Genomic DNA, 21494 nt, shown 5'->3' with positions numbered 1-21494 from the left:
CTCTCTTCAGGAGTTGCTGGGAAAGCCGAGGTTGATGCCGCCGCTGTCGGCCGGGTCGGGCCAGCGGGTGGTGACGACCTTGCCCTGGGTGTAGAAGGCGATCCCGTCGTTGCCGTAGATGTGGTGGCCTCCGAACAGCGAGTCCTTCCAGCCGCCGAAGGAGTGGTAGCCCACCGGGACCGGGATCGGCACGTTGACGCCGACCATGCCCGCCTGGACCTCCAGCTGGAAGCGGCGGGCGGCGCCGCCGTCCCGGGTGAAGATCGCGGTGCCGTTGCCCCAGCGGGAGGCGTTGACGAGGGCGATGCCCTCGTCGTACGTCGCGGCGCGGACCACGCACAGCACCGGGCCGAAGATCTCGTCCCGGTAGGCGTCCGCGGTGACCGGGACCTTGTCGAGGAGCGAGACGCCGAGGAAGAAGCCCTCCTCGTGCCCTGCCACGGTGAGGCCGGTGCCGTCCACGACGACCTCGGCGCCCTGGGCGGCGGCGCCCGCCACGTACGAGGCGACCTTGTCGCGGTGCTCGCGGGTGATGAGCGGGCCCATCTCGCTGGCGGGGTCGCCGCCGGGGCCGATCCGCAGGCCCGCGGCCCGCTCGGCGATCTTCGCCACCAGCTCGTCGCCGGTGTCGCCGACCGCGACGACCACCGAGACGGCCATGCAGCGCTCACCGGCCGAGCCGTACGCGGCGCTGACCGCCTGGTCGGCGGCGAAGTCCAGGTCGGCGTCGGGCAGCACCAGCATGTGGTTCTTGGCGCCGCCGAGGGCCTGGACGCGCTTGCCGTGCTCGATGCCCTTGAGCTGGATGTACTTGGCGATGGGCGTGGAGCCCACGAAGGAGACGGCCCTGACGTCCGGGTGCTCCAGGAGGCGGTCGACGGCCTCCTTGTCGCCCTGCACGACGTTGAGCACGCCGTCCGGCAGCCCGGCCTCGGAGGCCAGTTCGGCCAGCCGGAACGAGGCGGAGGGGTCCTTCTCGCTCGGCTTGAGCACGAAGGTGTTGCCGCACGCGATCGCCAGCGGGAACATCCACATCGGCACCATGGCCGGGAAGTTGAACGGCGTGATGCCGGCGACGACCCCGAGCGGCTGGCGGATCGAGGCCACGTCGACCCGGGTGGAGACCTGGGTCGACAGCTCACCCTTCAGCAACTGCGGTACGGAACAAGCGAGTTCGACGATCTCCATGCCCCGGGCGACCTCGCCGAGCGCGTCGGAGTGCACCTTGCCGTGCTCGGCGGTGATCAGCGCGGCGATCTCGTCGCGGTGCGCGTCCAGCAGCTCGCGGTACTTGAAGAGCACCGCGGTGCGCCTGGCCAGCGAGGCGGTGCCCCAGCTCTCGAAGGCGGCCTGCGCGGAGGCGACGGCGGCGTCCACCTCGTCCGCGGAGGCGAAGGGCACCCGCTTCTCCTGGGTGCCGGTGGCCGGGTCGTAGACGGGGCCGGAGCGGCCGGAGGCGCCCGCGACGGGCTTCCCCCCGATCCAGTGGTCGATGTTCTTCATGGGGTACGGGTCCTTTTCGTGGGCGTGGAGGTCCTGAACGGGGCGGGGCGGGGCGGTCAGAGGTGGCGGCGGCGGTCGGCGACCTGCTCGTCGTACGCCGCGCGGGCGCGGGTGGCGGCCTCGCGGGAGGCGACCTCGGCGACCGGTACGTCCCACCAGGCTTCGGCGCCGGGGGCGGTGGGCGTCGGGTCGGTCTCGACGTACACGCAGGTCGGCCGGTCGCTGGCGCGGGCGGTGGCCAGCGCGTCGCGCAGTTCGCGCACGGTCTTGGCGCGCAGGACGTCCATGCCGAGGCTGGCGGCGTTGGCGGCCAGGTCGACCGGCAGCGGGTCGCCGGTGAACGTCCCGTCGGGGGCCCGGTAGCGGTAGGCGGTGCCGAAGCGCTCGGCGCCCACCGACTCGGAGAGCCCGCCGATGGACGCGTACCCGTGGTTCTGGATGAGCACCAGGTTGACGGGCAGCCCCTCCTGGACGGCCGTGACGATCTCGGTCGGCATCATGAGGTACGTGCCGTCGCCGACCAGTGACCAGACCGGGGTGCCGGGGGCGGCCTGCTGGACGCCGATGCCGGCCGGGATCTCGTAGCCCATGCAGGAGTAGCCGTACTCCAGGTGGTACTGGCGCGGGCTGCGCGCCCGCCAGAGCTTGTGCAGGTCGCCGGGGAGCGAGCCGGCCGCGTTGATGACCACGTCGTCGTCGCCGACCACGGCGTCCAGGGCGCCCAGGACCTGGGTCTGGGTGGGGACGGCGTGCTCGTCGTCGGCCCGGTAGGCGGCGTCCACGACGGCTTCCCAGCGTTCCTTGCCCTCGCGGTACCCGGCCTCGTAGGCCGCGTCCACGCGGTGGCCGGCGAGTGCCTCGGTGAGGGCTTCGAGGCCCGCGCGGGCGTCGGCGACCAGGGTCCGCGCGCTCAGCTTGTGCGCGTCGAAGGCGGCGACGTTGAGGTTGACGAACCGTACGTCCGGCGCCTGGAAGAGGGTGGCGGAGGCGGTGGTGAAGTCCGAGTAGCGGGTGCCGACGCCGATGACCAGGTCGGCGGTGCGGGCCAGTTCGTCGGCTACGGCGGTGCCGGTGTGGCCGATGCCGCCGACGTCGGCCGGGTGGTCGTACCGCAGCGAGCCCTTGCCGGCCTGGGTGGACGCGACCGGGATGCCGGTGGCGTCCACGAACGCCTTCAGTGCCTGCTCGGCCTCGCTGTGGTGGACGCCGCCGCCCGCGACGATCAGGGGGCGCCGCGAGCCGCGTACGGCCTGCGCCGCGGCGGCCAGTTCGGCCGGTTCGGGCGCCGGGCGGCGCACGTGCCAGATCCGTTCGGCGAAGAACTCCTCGGGCCAGTCGTACGCCTCTGCCTGCACGTCCTGCGGCAGGGCGAGGGTGACGGCTCCGGTGTCCACGGGGTCGGCGAGCACCCGCATCGCGTTGAGGGCGGAGGGGATGAGCGCCTCGGGGCGGTGGACGCGGTCGAAGTAGCGGGAGACCGGACGCAGGGTGTCGTTGACGGACAGGTCGGCCTCGACCGGGTGTTCCAGCTGCTGGAGCAGCGGGTCGGCCACCCGGGTCGCGAAGTAGTCGCCGGGCAGGAGCAGCACGGGCAGGCGGTTGACCGTGGCCAGGGCCGCGCCGGTGACGAGGTTGGTGGCGCCGGGACCGATGGACGTGGTGACGGCCTGCGCGGAGAGCCGGTCGAGCTGGCGGGCGTACCCGACGGCGGCGTGCACCATGGCCTGTTCGTTGCGGCCCTGGTGGAAGGGCATGGTCTCCTCGCCGGCCTCCAGGAGCGCCTGGCCGAGTCCTGCCACGTTGCCGTGGCCGAAGATCCCCCAGGTGCCGGCGATCAGCCGGTGCCGTTCGCCGTCGCGTTCGGTGTACTGGACGGCCAGGAAGCGCACCAGTGCCTGGGCGACGGTCAGGCGGAGGGTGGAGCTGCTCATCGGTTCCTCACTGGGACGGGGAGGTGGCAGGGGGTCACGGGGTCAGCCGGGGGTCGACGGGCTGGTCCGGCCAGGTCTCCCTGATCCAGGCGTGGTCGGGGTGGTCGCGGATCAGCCAGGCGCGGTCGGCGCCGGGGCCCGCCATGACGTTCAGGTAGTACATGTCGTGGCCCGGGGCGGCGATGGAGGGGCCGTGCCAGCCGTCCGGGATCAGGACGACGTCCCCGCCGCGCACCTCGGCGAGCACGTCCGTGCCGCCGCCGTGGCCGGAGGGCGAGACGCGCTGGTAGCCGAGGCCGGGGGTGCCCTCGTGGCCGGCGATCTCGAAGTAGTAGATCTCCTCCAGCTCGGACTCCTCGCCGGGCCGGTCCTCGTCGTGCTTGTGCGGCGGGTAGGAGGACCAGTTGCCGCCGGGGGTGATCACCTCGACCGCGATGAGCTTGTCGCACTCGAAGACCCCGGCCGCGCCGAAGTTGTGGACCCTGCGGGAGCAGGTGCCGCTGCCGCGCAGTTCGACGGGCACGGCGTCGGCGGGCCCGTAGCGGGCCGGCAGACGGCGCTCGCAGCGGGCCCCGGTGAGGGCGAACCGGCCGCCCTGGTGGGAGGTGAGGCCGGCGGTCGCGTCCCTGGGCACGTAGACGAAGTCGCTGACGCCGCTGAACACGTCCGGGCGGCCCCGCAGTTCGAACTCGTCCTGGCCGTAGTCGTCGGTGACGGCGACGGTGCAGGAGCCGCCGAGCGAGGTGACGATCCACTCGCTGTCCCCGGCCGTGAACAGGTGCGTGCCGCCGGGCGGCAGTTCGAGGACGCGCAGACTGGAGTGGGCCCAGCCCGCGCTCTCCGGGGTGACGTCCACGGCGTACGGGCCGCTGGCGGCCTTGCCCGCGGGCAGGTGGTGTGCGCTGGTCACGAGGTGGGGTCCTTCCGATGTCCGGTCGGGGCGGGCTGGTGCGTTCAGAGCAGGCCGACCGCGGTGTCCACGGCGGTCTCCACGGTGCCTTCCGCGGGGTAGAGCAGGGACCGGCCGACGACCAGGCCCTGGACGGTGGGCAGCCGCAGGGACTTGCGCCACTTCTCGTACGCGCCCTCCTGGTCCCGGCCGACCTCGCCGCCGAGCAGGACGGCGGGCAGGGTGGAGGTCTCCAGCGCGGCGGCCATGTCGTCCGGGTCGCTGGTGACCGGCAGCTTCAGCCAGGTGTACGCGGAGGTGCCGCCCAGGCCGGAGGCGATGGCGATGGACCGGGTGACGGCCTCCGCGGAGAGGTCGTTGCGGACCTTCCCGTCGACGCGGCGGGAGATGAACGGCTCGACGAACACGGGGAGCCGGTGCGCGGCCATGTCGTCGATCGCCCGGGCGGACGACTCCAGCGTGGTCAGCGAGCCGGGGTCGTCGTAGTCGATGCGCAGCAGCAGCTTGCCCGCGTCGAACCCCAGCCGGGCGATGTCCTCGGCGCGGTACCCGGTGAAGCGGTCGTCCATCTCGAAGGCCGCGCCGGCCAGGCCCCCGCGGTTCATGGAGCCCATGACGACCTTGTCCTCCAGCGCGCCGAGCAGGAGGAGGTCCTCCAGGACGTCGGCGGTGGCGAGCACCCCGTCCACACCGGGCCGGGACAGCGCGACGCACAGGCGCTCCAGCAGGTCGGCGCGGTTGGCCATGGCCAGCTCGTGGCCGCCGACGCCGAGCGCGCCGCGGGCCGGGTGGTCGGCGGCCACGATCATGAGGCGGCCGCTGTCGCCGACGAGGGGGCGCCGGGTGCGGCGCGCGGCCGCTTCGGCCACGGCCTCCGGATGCCGGGCACGCACCCTGACGAGGTCGGGGATGGTGATGCTCAAGGGTGTGACTCCGTTTCGGGGGTTGCGGTGTCAGCCGCGGGAAGCGACGAGTTCCTCGACCTCGGCGGCGGTCGGCATCGCGGAGGAGCAGGCGAGGCGGGAGGCGACCAGGGCGCCGGCCGCGTTGGCGTACCGCATGATCCTCTCCAGTTCCCAGCCGCCCAGCAGACCATGGCAGAGCGAACCGCCGAACGCGTCACCCGCGCCGAGGCCGTTGACCACCTCGACCGGTACGGGCGGTACCTCGGCGGTGGTGCCGTCGCGGTGGACGGCGAGGACGCCCTTGGGGCCCTGCTTGACGACGGCCAGCTCCACGCCCGCCGCCAGGAGCGCCTCGGCGCAGGCCCGCGGTTCCCGGACCCCGGTGGCGATCTCGCACTCGTCGAGGTTGCCGACCGCGACGGTGACGTGCCGGAGGGCTTCGGCGTAGTACGGGCGGGCCTCGTCGGGGTCCTTCCAGAACATGGGGCGCCAGTCGAGGTCGAAGACGGTGGTCCCGGCCTTGTCGCGGGCCTTGAGGGCGGCGAGGGTGGCCGAGCGGCTGGGTTCCTCGCTCAGTCCGGTTCCGGTGATCCAGAAGATCTTCGCGGCGCGCAGCGCGAAGAAGTCGAGTTCGTCGGTGCGGATCTCCAGGTCCGGTGCTTTCGGCTGCCGGTAGAAGTACAGCGGGAAGTCGTCGGGCGGGAAGATCTCACAGAACGTGACCGGCGTGGGATATGCCTCGACCGGGGTGACCCAGCGGTCGTCGACCCCGAATTCTTTCAGACTCTGGTGCAGATAGGCTCCGAAGGGATCATCGCCGGTACGGCTGACGATCGCTGTGGCGCGTCCCAGACGTGCCGCGGCGACCGCCACGTTGGCTGCCGAACCGCCGAGGAACTTGCCGAACGTCTCGACACGGGCGAGCGGTACGCCGGTCTGCAGGGGGTAGAGGTCGACTCCGATGCGACCCATGGTGATCAGGTCGAAGGACTCGGTCATGCGCGTCGCTCCTCGTGGTGGGGTGCGGAGTTCCGGGGTGTGGGGTGCAGCGGGACCGGTGTGTCCCAGATGTAAGTCCGGCGCCGAACCCATGTCAAGACTTTGTACTTACATTCTCACGTGATCGTGAAATGATGTCTTAACAAAGTATTGACAGCGGGGTCGTACAGGGACTTACATCCCCTCCCAACAGCACAGCCGAATATCCGCTTCTTCTCCCTCTGTCGCACAGTGAGGTGCCGGAAAGATGGACCGCACGTCTCGCCCCCGCTCCCGCAGATTCGCCCTCGCCGCCGCGGCCGCCGCGGCGGCCCTGATAGTCACCGGCTGTTCCAGCGACTCCGGCGGCAAGAAGGCCGAGGAGGACTCGGGCGGCGGGTCCGCCGGCAAGGCCGACACCCCCCGTATGAAGGTCGCGATGATCACCCACGCGGCCCCCGGTGACACCTTCTGGGACCTCATACGCAAGGGCGCGCAGGCCGCCGCCGCCAAGGACAACGTCGAGCTGATCTACTCGAACAACCCCGACTCGGCGAAGCAGGCCAACCTCGTCCAGAACGCGATCGACCAGAAGGTCGACGGCATCGCGGTCACCCTCGCGAAGCCCGACGCGATGAAGTCCGTGGTCGCCAAGGCGGAGAAGGCCGGCATCCCCGTCGTCGGCCTCAACGGCGGCATCGAGGACTGGAAAAAGCAGGGGCTCCTGTCGTACTTCGGGCAGGACGAGTTCGTGGCCGGTGAGGCCTTCGGCGAGAAGCTCAACACGCTCGGCGCGAAGAACGCCATCTGTGTCATCCACGAGCAGGGCAGCGTCTCCCTGGAGGCGCGCTGCTCCGGTGTGAAGAAGACGTTCAAGGGCAAGACCACGAACCTCAACGTGAACGGCACGAACATGCCGTCCGTGAAGTCGACGATCAACGCCAAGCTCAAGCAGGACACGTCGATCGACTACGTGGTCGCGCTCGGTGCCCCGTTCGCCCTGACCGCCGTGCAGTCCGTGGACGACGCCGGCAGCAAGGCGAAGGTCGCCACGTTCGACCTGAACAAGGAGATGGTCAAGGCCGTCCAGGACGGCGACATCGAGTTCGCCGTGGACCAGCAGCCCTACCTGCAGGGCTATCTGTCGGTGGACTCCCTGTGGCTCTACAAGACGAACGGCAACTTCAGCGGTGGCGGGCAGCAGCCCGTGCTGACCGGTCCGGCGTTCGTCGACAAGGAGAACGTGGCCGACGTCTCGAAGTTCGCCGCGAAGGGCACTCGGTGACACCCATGACCCAGGCCACGGCACCGGCGGCGAGCTCCTCGCCGCCGGCATCGCCGGCCGCCCCCAAGGACGGCCGGACCACACAGCGGTCCCTGTCCCGCAGGCTGGCGGCCCGCCCCGAGATCGGCGCACTGATCGCGGCGGTCGTCGTCTACGTCTTCTTCTTCGCGGTCGCCTCCCCCTTCCGTGAGGCGAGCTCGCTGGCCAACGTGCTGTACGAGGCCTCGGTCATGGGCATCATGGCGCTGCCGGTGGCGCTGCTGATGATCGGCGGGGAGTTCGACCTGTCCGCCGGCGTCGCGGTCACCACCTCCGCGCTGACCGCCAGCATCTGGAGCTTCCAGCTGTCCATGAACGTGTGGACCGGCGTCCTCGTCGCCCTCGTGGTGGCGCTGGCGGTCGGCGCGTTCAACGGCTGGCTGCTGGTCCGCACCGGTCTGCCGTCGTTCCTGATCACCCTGGGCTCGTTCCTGATCCTGCAGGGCGCCAACCTCGCCGTCACCAAGTGGTACACGGGGAACGTCGCCACCGACTCGATCAGCGACATGGACGGCTTCGACCAGGCCAAGGCCGTCTTCGCGTCGGAGGTGACCATCGGCGGCGTCGACGTCAAGATCACCGTCTTCTACTGGCTGATCTTCGCCGCCCTCGCGACCTGGCTGCTGCTGCGCACCAAGTTCGGCAACTGGATCTTCGCCACCGGCGGCAACCAGGAGAGCGCCCGCGCGGTCGGTGTGCCGGTCACCTTCACCAAGATCACCCTGTTCATGACCGTCGGTGCCGGCGCCTGGTTCGTCGGCATGCACATCCTGTTCTCGTTCAACACCGTCCAGTCCGGCGAGGGCGTGGGCAACGAGTTCCTGTACATCATCGCCGCGGTCATCGGCGGCTGCCTGCTCACCGGCGGTTACGGCTCCGCGGTCGGCGCCGTCATCGGTGCCTTCATCTTCGGCATGGTCTCCCAGGGCATCGTCTACGCCAACTGGAACCCCGACTGGTTCAAGGCCTTCCTCGGCGTCATGCTCCTGCTCGCCGCCCTCGTCAATCTGTGGGTCCGCCGTCAGGCGACCCGGAGGTAACCCATGACCGACAACACCACCTCCACCGACGGCGACGCACCGGTCACCGACGCGGCGGTCACCGACGCGGCGGCCACCGACGCCCCCGCCGCCGGCCCGGTCGCCGGCCCGGCGGCCGAGGACCGGACCAGGAACGCGGCCGGCGACCACGGGCGGCCGCTCGTCCAGCTGCGCGGGGCCGGCAAGGCGTACGGCAACGTCCGCGCCCTGCACGGCGTGGACCTGGCCGTCCACCCCGGCCAGGTCAGCTGCGTGCTCGGCGACAACGGCGCCGGCAAGTCGACCCTGATCAAGATCATTTCGGGGCTGCACCAGCACACCGAGGGCGAGTACCTCATCGACGGCGAGGCGGTGCGGCTGAGCACCCCGCGCGAGGCCCTCGACAGGGGCATCGCCACCGTCTACCAGGACCTGGCCACCGTGCCGCTGATGCCGGTGTGGCGGAACTTCTTCCTCGGCTCCGAACTGACCAGGGGCCCCTGGCCGGTCCGCCGCCTGGACAGCGCGGCGATGAAGGAGACCGCAGACTCCGAGCTGCGCGCCATGGGCATCGTCCTGGACGACCTCGACCAGCCGATCGGCACCCTCTCCGGCGGTCAGCGGCAGTCCGTGGCCATCGCCCGCGCCGTCCACTTCGGCGCCCGCGTCCTCATCCTGGACGAGCCCACCGCCGCGCTGGGCGTCAAGCAGTCCGGTGTGGTGCTCAAGTACATCGCGGCCGCCCGCGACCGGGGCCTCGGCGTCATCTTCATCACCCACAACCCGCACCACGCCTACATGGTCGGCGACCACTTCAGCGTCCTGCGCCTGGGCACCATGGAACTCTCCGCCGCCCGCGACGACGTCACCCTCGAAGAGCTCACCAACCACATGGCCGGCGGCGCCGAACTGGCCGCCCTCAAGCACGAGCTGGCCCAGGTCCGGGGCGTCGACGTCGACGGGCTGCCCGGACCGGAGGACGTGCGGGCGCCCCTCGCGACGGCGGAGGGGAAGTCCTGATGGCCCGGAGCGCCAGCCTGGGCGTGGCCGTCGTCGGCACCGGCAGGATGGGGGCCGACCATGTGCGCCGGCTCCACGAGGTGACCAACGGCGCCCATGTGGCGGCGGTCGTCGACGTCGACGCGGAACGGGTCAAGCGGATCGCCGACGGCATCGAGGGCTGCTCCGCGTACACCGACCCGGCCGCCGCGATGGCCGCGGACGGTGTCGACGCCGTCCTCGTCGCCTCCCCGGGCACCGCCCACGAGGCGGCCCTGATGACGGCCTTCGAGCACGACCTGCCCGTCCTGTGCGAGAAGCCGCTGACGCCCGGTTCGGCCTCGGCGCTGCGCATCCTGGAGGCCGAGCAGCGGCTCGGGCACCGCAGGGTCCAGGTGGGCTTCATGCGCCGCTACGACGCCGAGTACGCGCAGCTCAAGGCGCTGCTGGAGACGGGCCGGCTGGGCCGGCCGCTGATGCTGCACAACCGGCACCGCAACGTGTCGACCCCGCCCGGCTTCACCAGCGAGATGCTCATCAACGACTCCGTCGTGCACGAGATGGACATCACCCGCTGGCTCCTCGGGCAGGAGATCACCGCGGTCACCGTGCTGAAGCCGACCCCGTCGGGCAACGCCCCCGAGGGCCTGCAGGACCCGCAGTTCGTGGTGTTCGAGACCGCCGGCGGCGCGATCGTGGACGTCGAGATCAACGTCAACTGCGGCTTCGGCTACCAGGTGCAGGCCGAGGTGGTCTGCGAGCGCGGCACGGCCCGGATCGGCGACGGACACGCCCTGGTCACCCAGCAGGCGGGCCGCTGGGGCGGCGGCATCGCCCAGGACTTCACCGAGCGGTTCGAGGACGCGTACGACCGCCAGATGCAGGCCTGGGTGGACGCCACCCGGCGCGGCGAGGTCACCGGGCCCAGCGCCTGGGACGGCTACGCCACGGCCGCGGTCTGCGAGGCGGGCGTCCGGGCCCAGCAGGAGGGCGGCCGCATCGAGGTACGGCTCGTCGACCGCCCGGCCTTCTACGGCTGAACCGCCCTGGGAAGAGGGGGGGCCGGACCGGCCCCCCCTCTTCTCAGAAGCGCGGGGAACCGCGCGCCCGGCCCACGCCGGCCCGCGGGCGACGAACCGCCCGGACCCGGCCGAACCCGCGGGGCGCCACGCGCTAGAGCTCCGTGCGCGGCCGGGGCGCGAACCCGGCCCCCCGGTAGCAGTCGTCGATCAGCCGCATCGTCGCCACCGCGTCCTGCGCGTCGAGCGGCAGCGCCGCCCGGCCGCGCACATGGGCGGCGAGCGCCTCCAGTTGGTACATGTACGAGGACCGCTTGCCGAGCTGCTCGGTGCGCTCCCCCGCGGGCGTGCGGACGACGACCCGGTCGTCCCGCTGCGGCAGGACGAAGTTCATCGCGGTCGCCTCACCGCGGGAGCCGACGATCCGGCAGGTCATCCGCAGCTCGCCGTGGTCCATGTGGCAGCGGGCGGAACCGGTCGCGCCGCCCGGGAAGGCCAGGTCCGCGTCCAGCCACTCGTCCACCTCGGGAGCGCCCTCGCGGCCCCCGCCCCGGGCCCCGAGCAGGGTGGGCGCCCCGCCCGCCCAGGGAGCGAGCATGCGCTGGGCGTGCAGGCCGTAGCAGCCGAGGTCCATGAGGGCGCCCCCGGCCAGCGACAGCGACCAGCGGGGGTCCTGCGCGGGCGGGGCGGGGATGGCGACGAGCGTCTCGACATGCCGGAGTTCGCCGAGCTCACCGGATTCCAGCAGCTCGTGCAGGCGCCGGGTGACGGGGTGGAAGAGGTAGTGGAAGGCCTCCATGAAGACGGTGCCCGCCTTGCCCGCGGCGTCCTGGACCTCGACGGCCTCCTCGGTGTTGCTCGCGGAGGGCTTCTCCGTCAGCACGTGCTTGCCCGCGGCGAGCGCGGCGAGGTTCCACGGCCCGTGCAGGCCGTTCGCCAGAGGGTTGTAGACGACCTCGACCCCGGGGTCGGCGATCACGTCGGCGTACGAGTCCAGGACCCGCTCGACGTCGTGCTCGGCGGCGAAGGCCTCGGCCCGGGACCGGTCGCGGGCGGCCACCGCCACCAGCCGGTGCCCGGTCGCGCGGGCCGGGCCGACGAGGGCCTGGTCGGCGATGCGGGCGGCGCCCAGCACTCCGATGCGCAGTGGCTCGGCGGGGATCGTCATGCGCCGCGTACCTCCTCGATCGTCACGGTGCGGTGCTCGCGCAGGGACAGCGTGCAGGCCTCGGCGATCCAGCCCGCCTCCAGCGCGTCGGCGACGGTGCACGGCGAGGTCAGCCGGCCGGCGACGACATCGGTGAACGCGCTCAGTTCGGCACGGTACGCCTCGGTGAAGCGGTCCATGAAGAAGTCGTGCGGGACGCCCGCCGGGAAGGTGACGCCGGGCTCGACGGAACGCAGCGGCAGCTTGTCCTCCAGGCCCACCGCGATGCTGTCCCGGAAGCCGTGCAGCTCCATCCGGACGTCGTAACCGCGGGCGTTGTGGCGGGAGTTGGAGACCACCGCGAGGGTGGCGTCGTCCAGCGTGAGGACCGCTGCGGTGGTGTCGGCGTCACCGGCGTCGGCGATGTAGGCCTCCCCGCGGTTGCTGCCGGTCGCGTACACCTCGGTGACCTCGCGCCCGGTGACCCAGCGGATGATGTCGAAGTCGTGCACGGAGCAGTCGCGGAAGATGCCGCCGGAGGCCGCGATGTACGCGGCCGGGGGCGGCGCCGGGTCCAGGGTGGTGGACCGCACGGTGTGCAGCGGGCCGAGTTCGCCGCCCAGGACGGCGGCGCGGGCGGCCACGAACCCCGCGTCGAAGCGGCGGTTGTAGCCGATCTGGATCTCGACGCCGCTGTCGAGCACCGCGTCCAGGACGTCGGTGCCCTCCTTCATGGTGCGGGCGACGGGCTTCTCGCAGAAGACCGGCACGCCCGCCCGGACCGCGGCGAGGATCAGGCCGGGATGGGCGTCGGTCGCGGCGGCGACGACCACGCCGTCCACGCCGGCGGCCAGCAGTGCCTCGGGCGAGTCCGCGGCCTCGGCGCCGAAGCGCTCGACGGCGGCCGTGACCGCGCCGGTGAAGGGGTCCGCCACGACGAGGGACTCGACCACGTCGAGCCGGGAGAGGGTCTCGGCGTGGAAGGCGCCGATCCGGCCGAGGCCGAGGATGCCGATACGCATGTTCAGGTGCTCCTTGCTCACGTGCTGCTGGCTTACGTGCTGCTGTACTGGGCCGGGCGGGTCGGCGGGCGGGCGGATCGGCCGGAACCGTCGCCGGGGCGGGTCAGTCGAGGCCGCCGAGGACGTTCTGGTCCCAGTCGAGGACCGCGCCGGTGACGACGCCGCTGCGGTCGGAGAGCAGCAGCACGACGAAGTCGGCGATCTCGTCGGGCTGTCCGAGCCTGCCCATCGGCAGCCGCTCGGCGGCCCGTTCGCGCCAGTCGTCGCCCGCGTCGTGGAAGGCGCGCTGGGTGGCGTCCTCGCCCTCGGTGGCCGTCCAGCCGATGTTGAGGCCGTTGATCCGGATCCGGTCCCAGCGGTGGGCGTGCGCGGCGTTGCGCGTGAGCCCGGCCAGTCCGGCCTTGGCGGCGACGTACGGGGCCAGGAAGGGCTGTCCGCCGTGCTCGGAGCTGGTGATGATGTTGACGACCGTGCCGGGCGCCCCGCGGGCCACCATGTCGGCGACGGCCGCCTGCATGGCGAAGAACGGGCCCTTGAGGTTGACCGCGATGTGCGCGTCGAACAGCTCGGGGGTGGTGTCGAGCAGCGTGCCGCGCGAGGTGAGCCCGGCGGAGTTGACCAGGCAGTCGACACGTCCGTACGCGTCGATCACCTCGGCCACGCCGCCGAGCGCCTGCCGGGCGTCGGCGAGGTCGGCCCGTACGTACCGGGCCTCGGCGCCTGCCGCGGTCAGCTCGGCGGCCAGGGCCTCGCCGGGCCCGGGACGGCGGCCGGTGACCGCGACGGTCGCGCCCTCGCGGGCGGCGGCCCGGGCGACGGCCGCGCCGACGCCCTGGCTGCCGCCGTTGACGAGGACGACCTTGCCGTCGAGCAGTCCGGTGTCCCGGTCCGCGAAAAGTCCCATGCGCTGCTTCCTCCTCGGCTCTCCCGGCTCTCTCAGCTCTCCCGGCGCCCGGCGGCGGCGCGCAGTGCGGCGCGCAGGTCGTCCGGGGAGCGGCCTTCGCCCAGGAAGCGGCGCACGAGGTCCGCCTGGGACGGCGGGGCCAGTCCGTCGACGGGCGGGTCGGAGTCCAGGTTGGTGGGGAAGGGGTACCCCTCCGCGCAGGCGGCGACGACCGCGTCCAGCCACTCCTGGCTCGCGCCCTCCGCCCTGCGCCGCAGCAGCACCGGGTAGACGGCGTTCGACAGCGCCTCGCGGTCGACGCTCTCCATGGCGCGGCCGAAGGCGGAGGAGATCTGCAGCAGGTTGGCCATGCGGCGGATGTCCGCGGACCTGTTGTGTCCGGCGGCGTGGAAGAGGGCCGGGTTGAAGAACACGGCGTCCCCCGCCTCCAGCGGCAGCTGGACGTGCTGTGCCTCGAAGTACGCGCGGAACTCCGGCAGCCGCCAGGCCAGGTAGCCGGGCTCGTACTTCTGCGAGTGCGGGAGGTACATCGTCGGGCCGGACTCGACGGGCATGTCGCAGTGGGCGACCGCGCCCTGGAGCGTCAGCACCGGCGAGAGGCGGTGGACGTGCGCGGGGTACGCGGCGGCGGCCTCGTCGCTCAGGAAGCCCAGGTGGTAGTCGCGGTGCACGGTCTGCGCGGCGCCGCCCGGGTTCACGACGTTGATCTGCGAGGTGACCTGGTGGCCGGGGCCGAGCCAGGCGTGCGAGACCAGGGCGAGGATGTCGTTGGCGTAGTAGTCGGCGAACGCCTCCGGGTCCAGCAGGCCCGCCTTCTCCAGGGCGTTCCAGACCCGGTCGTTCGCGCCCGGCCTGGCGAAGTGGTCGCCGGCGGTGGCGCCGGAGGCCCGCTGCCCGGCGATGAGGGCGTCGAAGACACCGGTCGCCCGGTCCAGGACCGCGCGGTCGGGGAAGGCGCCCTTGAACACCGCGATGCCGGGTCCGTCGCTGAGGGCCGCGACCAGCTCCGCCTGTACGGCGCGGCGGCCCCGCGGCGTACGGATCTCGGTGCGCAGGCTCGCGCTGTCGTACAGCGGCACGTTCCGCTCGACGGCGGCGGCGTACGGGTGGTCGGCCGGGTCGGTGTCCCGCTCGACCAGCTCGCGGAAGGCGGCGAGGTCGCAGTCGTCGGCGGACAACCAGGCTCGGGGCGCTGAAAGGGCGCGGGGGCCTGAAGGCGCCTGAGGTTCTGAAAGGGTGCGGGACATCGTCGTCCTCTCGGAGTCGTCCTCTGCGGTCGCGGCGTACCGTCCGGGCCGCGGCGACGCATTGATGTCATTCTTGTGACGCCGCATCCCTCGGGCAATCGTCAGCGGGCCATCAAAAACCCCTCAAGGAGCAGGCGCATGGGCCACCCCTACGCGATCAGGGAGATAGCCCGTCAGGCGGGCCTCAGCGAGGCGACCGTGGACCGGGTCCTGAACGGGCGGGGCGGGGTCAGGGAGAGCACGGCACGGTCGGTGCACCAGGCCGTCACGGACCTCGACCGGCAGCGGACCCAGGTCCGGCTCACCGGCCGCACCTTCATGACCGACGTCGTCATGCAGACACCGGAACGGTTCTCCAGCGCGGTGCGCGCCGCGCTGGAGGCCGAACTGCCGTCGCTGAGCCCGGCGGTGATGCGCTGCCGCTTCCACTTCCGGGAGACTGGCGCGCCGGACGACCTGATCGCGACGCTGGACCGGATCGCCGGGCGCGGCTCCCAGGGCGTGCTCCTGAAGGCGCCGGACGTACCGGGGGTGACGGCGGCCGTCGGCAGGCTGGTGGCCGCGGGCATCCCGGTGGTGACCCTGGTGACGGACCTGCCCGCCAGCGGCCGGCTCGCCTACGTCGGTATAGACAACCGGGCGGCGGGTGCCACGGCCGGGTACCTGATGGGCCAGTGGCTGGGCGACGGCCCGGGGCACGTCCTGACCACCATCAGCCGCGGCTTCTTCCGCGGCGAGGAGGAGCGGGAGATGGGTTTCCGGGCCACGATGCGCACACTGCGGCCGGCCCGGCGCCTGGTCGAGGTCACCGACAGCGACGGCCTGGACGCCACCCAGTACGACCTGGTGCTCGACGCGCTGCGGCAGGACCCGCGGATCAGGGCCGTCTACTCGATGGGCGGGGGCAACAACGCCACGCTGGAGGCCTTCGACGCCATCGGGCGGCAGTGCGCCGTCTTCGTCGCCCACGACCTGGACCACGACAACGCCCGCCTGCTGCGTGCCGGACGCCTCTCCGCCGTGCTCCACCACGACCTGCGCCAGGACATGCGCACCGCCTGCCGGGCCGTCATACGGGCCCACGACGCCCTGCCCGCCGACCCGTCCCCCGCGCTCCCGTCGGCGATCCAGGTGGTGACGCCGTACAACATGCCACCGGAGACCCCGCTCGTCGCCGCCGGCACCTGACGGCTGGGGGCCGGCGCCCGGCCGCCGGTCCTCAGCCGTCGGGGCGCAGTGTCCAGACGACCGTCATCTCACCGGTCACCGCGCCGTCCTCGCGCCGGATGGCGACCGTGACCGGGAACTCCGGGCGCCCGCCCGCGTCGAGCTCGGCGACGACGTCGGCGGCGGGGCGGCCCAGGGTGGCGGTGGCCGTGACGGGCCCCCTGGCCAGTTTCCTGAACGCGATCCCGGCGCTGACGGGCAGCGGCACGGCCCGGGCGAGCTGGTCGCCGAACGCCGCCAGCACGACCGCCCCGCTCGCCGACTCCCCCAGCGTGAACATCGCGCCGGCGTGGGGCCCGCCCACATGGTTGTGGTACTCGCTCTGATCGGGCAGCGCGAGCACGGCCTTCTCCGGAGTGGTCTCGAGGTACTCCAGCTTCAGGGTCCGGACCATCGGCACCGTGGCGGCGAGCAGCTCGCCGATCGACATCTGGTCTGCGCTCATGGCCGAACGTTACCCATGAGTAGCCATCTCTGAACAAGAGCGTCCCGCCTCCGGCCGGTCCCGCGGCGGCACCCTCGGTTCCGGTACGTCCACATTGGGGCGCATCTGGCTCCTGATCCGGTACGCGCCTGACGGGAGCCGGTGACCCAACCGTGTCCGGTGCGGCATTAGGGTTCTCGCCATGTGGCCAGGAAACCAGCCGCCCGGGGGCGAGCAGAACCCGCAGGACCAGAACCCGAACCCGTACCAGCAGCCGGGGTACCAGCAGCCGAATCCGTACCAGCAGCCCGGGTACCCGACCGTGCCCCAGCCGCAGACCCCGTACGCGCAGCCGGGACAGCACGGCTGGAGCGCGCCCGGCGCGCCGCAGCCCCCGCAGGGCGGCGGGAACCGGACGAAGATCGTCGCGATCGTGGCCGCCACGGCCGTGGTCGTCGCGGCCGGCGTCACGGGCCTGCTGGTCCTGGGCGGCGACAAGGACGACGAGGCCGACGGGGACAAGGGCGGCAAGGCCTCGCGGCCGCCGTCGTCGAGCGCGCCCGCGGACCCGAGCGCGTCCGCGTCCGCCGGTGAGGACAACCCGCGCGGCACGGACGACGAGAAGCCGACGGTCGCCGGCTGGAAGGTCGTCGTCAATCCCCGCTTCGGCACGATGTTCGACGTGCCGGCCGAGTGGGAGATCGAGAGCACCGACACGAGCGTCGGCTTCGAGTGGGAGGAAAAGGGCAAGACCGACCGTACGACGGTCACCGCCCCCGCCTACCTCAAGTCGAAGTGGTGCACCAGCGACAGCGACAAGGACGGCCGCAAGGAGGACACCGCGCTGGCCGTCGCCGGCACGCGCGGTGAGAACGGCGCCAAGGACACGGCCGAGGCGGCCGAGACCCGCGTGCCCTGGTGGATCTTCGGTGGCTACACGCAGCCCGACAAGAAGAGCGTGAAGTGGGACAAGGCGACGGCCTACACCACGAAGTCGGGGCTGCGGGGCAGCGTCGCCAAGGCACACTCCAGCAACACCCCGCAGAACGAGAAGTGCGACAGCGAGGGCAAGGCCATCACCTTCGCCTTCAAGAACGGCACGGGCGACTTCGTCACCTGGAACCTGTACGGCGCCCAGGGCGTCGACGACGAGATCCCCGAGGCGACGGTCCAGAAGATCCTCAGCACCGTACGCCTCACCGAGGACGCGCCGACGGACGGCTGACGTCGCGGCGGGCCGCGTCCGCCCGGCGCGGAAGAGGCCGGTAACCCGTTTGGCAAGTCGCCCCGCCGGCAGGGATAGTCGCCTGGTGAACCCCGCCGCCGACTCCCGCGCCCGACTGCGCCGCCCCTCCTGGGCGGGCCGCAACTACACCCTGCTGACCGCCGCCGCGGTGGTGACGAACCTGGGCAGCCAGGGTGCGTTGATCGCGGCGGCGTTCGCCGTCCTGGACGAGGGCGGTGACGGCGGCGACGTGGGTCTGGTGGCGGCGGCCCGCACCCTGCCCCTCGTGCTCTTCCTGCTGATCGGCGGCGCGGTCGCGGACCGGCTGCCCCGGCACCGTGTGATGGTCGCCGCCAACGCGCTCAACTGCGTCTCCCAGGCGGCCTTCGCGGTCCTCGTCATCGCCGGTGAGCCGCGGCTGTGGCAGATGATGCTGCTCACCGCCCTCGGCGGCACCGGCCAGGCGTTCTTCAACCCGGCCGCCGAGGGCATGCTGCTCTCCTCGGTCAGCGGCAGACAGGCCGGCCGCGCCTTCGCGGTGTTCCGCCTCGCGATGCACGGCGCGGGCCTCGGCGGCGCCGCGCTCGGCGGTGTCATGGTCGCGCTGGTCGGACCCGGCTGGGTGCTCGCCGTGGACGCGGCGGCCTTCGCGGTGGCGGGCGCCCTGCGCGCCTTCCTGCGGGTGGGGCACATACCGCCCCGGGTGCCGGGCACCGGTCTGCTCTCCGACCTGCGCGAGGGCTGGCGGGAGGTCGTCGGACGGCCCTGGCTGTGGGCGATCGTCGCGCAGTTCTCGGTCGTGGTCGCCGTCGTCGGCGCCGCCGAGGCGGTGTACGGCCCGCTGGTCGCCCGGGACAGTCTCGGCGGCGCCGGCCCGTGGGGCCTGGCCCTCGCCGCGTTCGGCGGCGGGACCGTCGGGGGCGCGGTCCTGATGATGCGCTGGAAGCCCCGCAGGCTGCTCTTCGCCGGAACGCTCTGCGTGTTCCCGCTCGCCCTGCCGTCCGCCGCGCTCGCCGTTCCGCTCCCGGTCGGCGCCCTGTGCGCGGTGATGTTCGTGACCGGCGTCGCCATCGAGGTGTTCGGCGTCTCCTGGATGACCGCGCTGCACCAGGAGATCCCGGAGGACAAGCTCTCCCGCGTCTCGGCGTACGACTGGTTCGGCTCGATCGCCATGGTACCGCTCGCCACCGCCCTCGCGGGTCCCGCCGAGTCCGCCTTCGGCCGGACGCCGTCCCTGTGGGGCTGCGCGGTCCTGGTGGTCGTGGTGACGGCGGGGGTGCTGTTCGTGCCCGACGTACGCAATCTGACCCGGCGCACGAAGGAAGTGGCGCAGGGGATCCCGGCGAAGAACGAGCCGGTCCGCTCCGAGGGCTGAGCGTCCTCGCCTCCACCGGTCAGCCGATGCCGAACGCCCCGTCCGGCGGCACCGGCGACCCCACCGCGTCCTCGTCCCGTACGGGACGCGCGTCCCCCGTGAAGACCCGCAGCGTGTCCCCGTGCTCGACCCGCGCCGGAAAGGCGTCGGCGGCCGTGCGGCGTATCAGGGTGGCGGTGTCGAGCGGCCGGTGCGAGGCGACCAGGACCGCGTTGCCGAAGCGGCGGCCGCGCAGCACGCCCGGCTCGGCGATCAGCACGAGCTCCTCGAACACCGTGGCGAACGTGGCCAGTTGCGAGCGCAGAAAGGCGAAGGGCGAGGCGTCGGCGAGGTTCGCCAGGTACACGCCGTCGCCCCGCAGCACCCGTACGGCCTCGCGCGCGTACGCCACCGAGGTCAGGTGCGCCGGTACCCGGGAACCCCCGAAGACGTCGGCGATCAGGACGTCGGCGCAGGCGGCGGGGGCGGACTCGAGCCAGGCGCGGGCGTCCGCGCCGTGCAGCGCGATGCCCGCGTCCGCGGGGACCGGCAGGTACTCGCCGACGAGGTCCAGGAGGGCGCTGTCGGCGTCGACGACGTCCTGCCGGGACCCGGGCCGGGTCGCGGCGAGGTAGCGGGGCAGCGTGAGCGCCCCGCCGCCGAGGTGCAGCGCGTCCAGCGGGCGTCCCGGCGCCGCGACCGAGTCCAGGACGTGCCCGAGGCGCCGCGTGTACTCGAACTCCAGGTGCGTCGGCTCGTCCAGGTCGACGTACGACTGCGGCGCCCCGTCGACGGTCAGCAGCCAGGCCCGCTCCCGGTCGACGTCCGGCATCAGCTTGGCGGTCCCGTGGTCCACGGTCCTGGTCACGGGTATCGGCTCGTCCACGGGTCCATTGTGCCCGCGGGGCGAGGCACCGGCCCGCCTCTTTCCCGCCCGCCGCCCGCCTCCCGTCCGGACGGGAGGCGGGCGGCGGCGGTGGAGCGGTTCAGCCGACGGCGGTCACCGTGCCGGCGCCGACCGTGCGGCCGCCCTCGCGGATCGCGAAGCCGAGGCCGGGCTCCAGCGGCATCGCGCGCCCCAGCTCGACCGTCATGGCGACGGTGTCACCGGGCCGCGCGACCCCGCCCGCGCCGAGGTCGACGTCACCGACCACGTCCGCGGTGCGGATGTGGAACTGCGGCCGGTAGCCGGTGGCCACCGGCGTCGTCCGCCCGCCCTCGCGCGCCGACAGGACGTGGACCTGCGCGCAGAAGCGACGGCTGGGGACGACGCTGCCGGGCGCCGCGACGACGTGACCGCGGCGCACGGCGTCGCGCGGGACGCCGCGCAGCAGCAGCGCCACGCTGTCGCCGGCCTGCGCCTCGGCCATGGGCCTGCCGAACGTCTCCAGACCGGTGACCACCGTGTCCACGGCGGCCCCCAGCACTTCGACGCGATCGCCCACCCGGACGGTGCCGCGCTCGACCGCGCCCGTGACGACCGTGCCGCGGCCGGTGATGGTGAGCACGTTCTCCACCGGCAGCAGGAACGGCGCGTCCACGTACCGCTCGGGCAGGGGCACGTACGTGTCCACGGCGTCGAGCAGCGCGCCGATGGCGTCGGTCCAGCGGGGGTCGCCCTCCAGCGCCTTCAGCCCGGAGACCCGCACGACCGGTACGGAGTCGCCCCCGTACCCGTGCGAGGTCAGCAGTTCGCGGACCTCCAGCTCCACGAGGTCGGTGAGTTCCTCGTCACCCGCGTCGGCCTTGTTCAGGGCGACGACGATGTGGTCGACGCCCACCTGCCGGGCGAGCAGCACGTGTTCGGCGGTCTGCGGCATGATCCCGTCGAGCGCGGAGACCACGAGGATCGCCCCGTCGAGCTGCGCCGCGCCGGTAACCATGTTCTTCACGTAGTCGGCGTGGCCCGGCATGTCCACGTGGGCGTAGTGCCGGGTGTCGGTCTCGTACTCGACATGCGCGATGTCGATGGTGATGCCGCGCGCGGCCTCCTCCGGCGTCCGGTCGATCCGGTCGAACGGGACGAAGGTGCCGGAGCCGCGGTCGGCGAGGACCTTGGTGATGGCGGCGGTCAGGGTCGTCTTGCCGTGGTCGACATGGCCCATGGTGCCGATGTTGAGGTGCGGTTTGGTGCGGACGTAAGCCGTCTTGGGCATGGCTGTACCTCGAAGCCTCTTCGGTTTCAGCAGAGCTGAGGGATGGCCCCGGCGTCAGATCGGCCGGAACGGGGACCCCGAGGACTTGCCGACCCTCCCCCTGCGGGGTCCGCCGGACGATCCGGGAAGGGTCAGCTTCGGGCGCCTTCTGCGGCGGCCACGGTGTTCACGACGGCAGCCTTCGGGGCGTCCGCGACTGC

19 protein-coding genes are annotated in these 21494 nt (G+C 72.6%); 7 read left to right on the top strand and 12 right to left on the bottom strand.

Going from position 1 to position 21494, the window contains the following annotated elements:
- Positions 1–6: 6 nt before the first annotated feature.
- Genes QFZ75_RS33500 through iolC form a run of 5 tightly spaced genes read right to left on the bottom strand, consistent with a single transcriptional unit; the run spans position 7 to position 6248 of the window.
- Entirely contained in the window at positions 7–1503 is a 1497-nt protein-coding gene (locus tag QFZ75_RS33500; protein ID WP_307542934.1) for a CoA-acylating methylmalonate-semialdehyde dehydrogenase, read from the bottom strand.
- Between the two features lie 56 nt (positions 1504–1559).
- Positions 1560–3434, bottom strand: a complete 1875-nt coding sequence (gene iolD / locus QFZ75_RS33495) for a 3D-(3,5/4)-trihydroxycyclohexane-1,2-dione acylhydrolase (decyclizing) (protein ID WP_307542932.1) — start codon at positions 3432–3434, stop codon at positions 1560–1562.
- Positions 3435–3468: 34 nt separating this feature from the next.
- Positions 3469–4344: a 5-deoxy-glucuronate isomerase gene (gene iolB, locus QFZ75_RS33490; RefSeq protein ID WP_307542930.1), complete on the bottom strand. Its 876-nt coding sequence runs from the start codon at positions 4342–4344 to the stop codon at positions 3469–3471.
- Positions 4345–4388: 44 nt separating this feature from the next.
- Positions 4389–5267 (bottom strand): deoxyribose-phosphate aldolase, encoded by an 879-nt coding sequence (locus QFZ75_RS33485; RefSeq protein ID WP_307542928.1) that lies wholly within the window; start codon positions 5265–5267, stop codon positions 4389–4391.
- Positions 5268–5297: 30 nt separating this feature from the next.
- Positions 5298–6248 carry a 5-dehydro-2-deoxygluconokinase gene (iolC, locus tag QFZ75_RS33480; protein ID WP_307542927.1) on the bottom strand — a complete coding sequence of 317 codons (951 nt, stop codon included), beginning with the start codon at positions 6246–6248 and terminating at the stop codon, positions 5298–5300.
- Between the two features lie 247 nt (positions 6249–6495).
- On the opposite strand from iolC, the gene QFZ75_RS33475 reads away from it, so the two are divergent.
- From QFZ75_RS33475 to QFZ75_RS33460, 4 genes are read left to right on the top strand one after another with little or no spacing between them, the layout of a single operon-like run.
- Positions 6496–7512, top strand: a complete 1017-nt coding sequence (locus tag QFZ75_RS33475) for a sugar ABC transporter substrate-binding protein (protein WP_307542925.1) — start codon at positions 6496–6498, stop codon at positions 7510–7512.
- A gap of 5 nt (positions 7513–7517) precedes the next feature.
- Positions 7518–8591 carry an ABC transporter permease gene (locus tag QFZ75_RS33470; protein ID WP_307542923.1) on the top strand — a complete coding sequence of 358 codons (1074 nt, stop codon included), beginning with the start codon at positions 7518–7520 and terminating at the stop codon, positions 8589–8591.
- A gap of 3 nt (positions 8592–8594) precedes the next feature.
- Positions 8595–9590: an ATP-binding cassette domain-containing protein gene (locus QFZ75_RS33465; protein ID WP_307542921.1), complete on the top strand. Its 996-nt coding sequence runs from the start codon at positions 8595–8597 to the stop codon at positions 9588–9590.
- Positions 9590–10609 carry a Gfo/Idh/MocA family protein gene (locus QFZ75_RS33460; protein WP_307542919.1) on the top strand — a complete coding sequence of 340 codons (1020 nt, stop codon included), beginning with the start codon at positions 9590–9592 and terminating at the stop codon, positions 10607–10609. The genes QFZ75_RS33465 and QFZ75_RS33460 overlap by 1 nt, the downstream gene beginning before the upstream one ends.
- Before the next feature lie 133 nt (positions 10610–10742).
- Here QFZ75_RS33460 and QFZ75_RS33455 read toward each other — a convergent pair whose 3' ends face one another.
- The 4 genes from QFZ75_RS33455 to QFZ75_RS33440 form a co-directional block, all read right to left on the bottom strand.
- Positions 10743–11756 carry a Gfo/Idh/MocA family protein gene (locus QFZ75_RS33455; protein WP_307542917.1) on the bottom strand — a complete coding sequence of 338 codons (1014 nt, stop codon included), beginning with the start codon at positions 11754–11756 and terminating at the stop codon, positions 10743–10745.
- Positions 11753–12757: a Gfo/Idh/MocA family oxidoreductase gene (locus tag QFZ75_RS33450; protein ID WP_307542916.1), complete on the bottom strand. Its 1005-nt coding sequence runs from the start codon at positions 12755–12757 to the stop codon at positions 11753–11755. The genes QFZ75_RS33455 and QFZ75_RS33450 overlap by 4 nt, the downstream gene beginning before the upstream one ends.
- A 103-nt stretch (positions 12758–12860) precedes the next feature.
- Positions 12861–13661 (bottom strand): SDR family oxidoreductase, encoded by an 801-nt coding sequence (locus QFZ75_RS33445; protein WP_307542915.1) that lies wholly within the window; start codon positions 13659–13661, stop codon positions 12861–12863.
- 32 nt (positions 13662–13693) lie between these two features.
- A complete protein-coding gene (locus tag QFZ75_RS33440; protein ID WP_307542914.1) occupies positions 13694–14908 on the bottom strand; it encodes a phytanoyl-CoA dioxygenase family protein in 1215 nt (404 codons plus the stop codon).
- A 138-nt stretch (positions 14909–15046) separates the two neighbouring features.
- On the opposite strand from QFZ75_RS33440, the gene QFZ75_RS33435 reads away from it, so the two are divergent.
- On the top strand, positions 15047–16096 hold the full coding sequence (locus QFZ75_RS33435) for a LacI family DNA-binding transcriptional regulator (RefSeq protein ID WP_307542912.1): 1050 nt from the start codon (positions 15047–15049) through the stop codon (positions 16094–16096).
- A 31-nt stretch (positions 16097–16127) separates the two neighbouring features.
- Here QFZ75_RS33435 and QFZ75_RS33430 read toward each other — a convergent pair whose 3' ends face one another.
- Entirely contained in the window at positions 16128–16565 is a 438-nt protein-coding gene (locus QFZ75_RS33430) for a DUF4442 domain-containing protein (RefSeq protein WP_307544960.1), read from the bottom strand.
- A gap of 196 nt (positions 16566–16761) precedes the next feature.
- Here QFZ75_RS33430 and QFZ75_RS33425 point away from each other — a divergent pair, with 196 nt between their 5' ends.
- Together QFZ75_RS33425 and QFZ75_RS33420 are read left to right on the top strand one after the other, a co-directional pair.
- Positions 16762–17784 carry a hypothetical protein gene (locus QFZ75_RS33425; RefSeq protein ID WP_307542910.1) on the top strand — a complete coding sequence of 341 codons (1023 nt, stop codon included), beginning with the start codon at positions 16762–16764 and terminating at the stop codon, positions 17782–17784.
- Between the two features lie 85 nt (positions 17785–17869).
- Positions 17870–19159, top strand: coding sequence for an MFS transporter (locus QFZ75_RS33420; RefSeq protein WP_307542907.1), 1290 nt, complete (start codon positions 17870–17872; stop codon positions 19157–19159).
- A 19-nt stretch (positions 19160–19178) separates the two neighbouring features.
- Here the strand turns inward: QFZ75_RS33420 and QFZ75_RS33415 are convergent, their stop codons facing one another.
- Both QFZ75_RS33415 and tuf read right to left on the bottom strand, forming a co-directional pair.
- Complete coding sequence (locus QFZ75_RS33415; protein WP_307542905.1) at positions 19179–20024, bottom strand: spermidine synthase; 846 nt, start codon at positions 20022–20024, stop codon at positions 19179–19181.
- A 100-nt stretch (positions 20025–20124) separates the two neighbouring features.
- A complete protein-coding gene (gene tuf, locus QFZ75_RS33410; protein ID WP_307542903.1) occupies positions 20125–21294 on the bottom strand; it encodes an elongation factor Tu in 1170 nt (389 codons plus the stop codon).
- Positions 21295–21494 lie beyond the last annotated feature (200 nt).

The organism is Streptomyces sp. V3I8, from assembly GCF_030817535.1.
Taxonomy (GTDB): Bacteria; Actinomycetota; Actinomycetes; order Streptomycetales; family Streptomycetaceae; genus Streptomyces.
The sequence above is the reverse complement of the archived record's forward strand: the minus strand, read 5'-3'. Positions and strand labels throughout refer to the sequence as shown.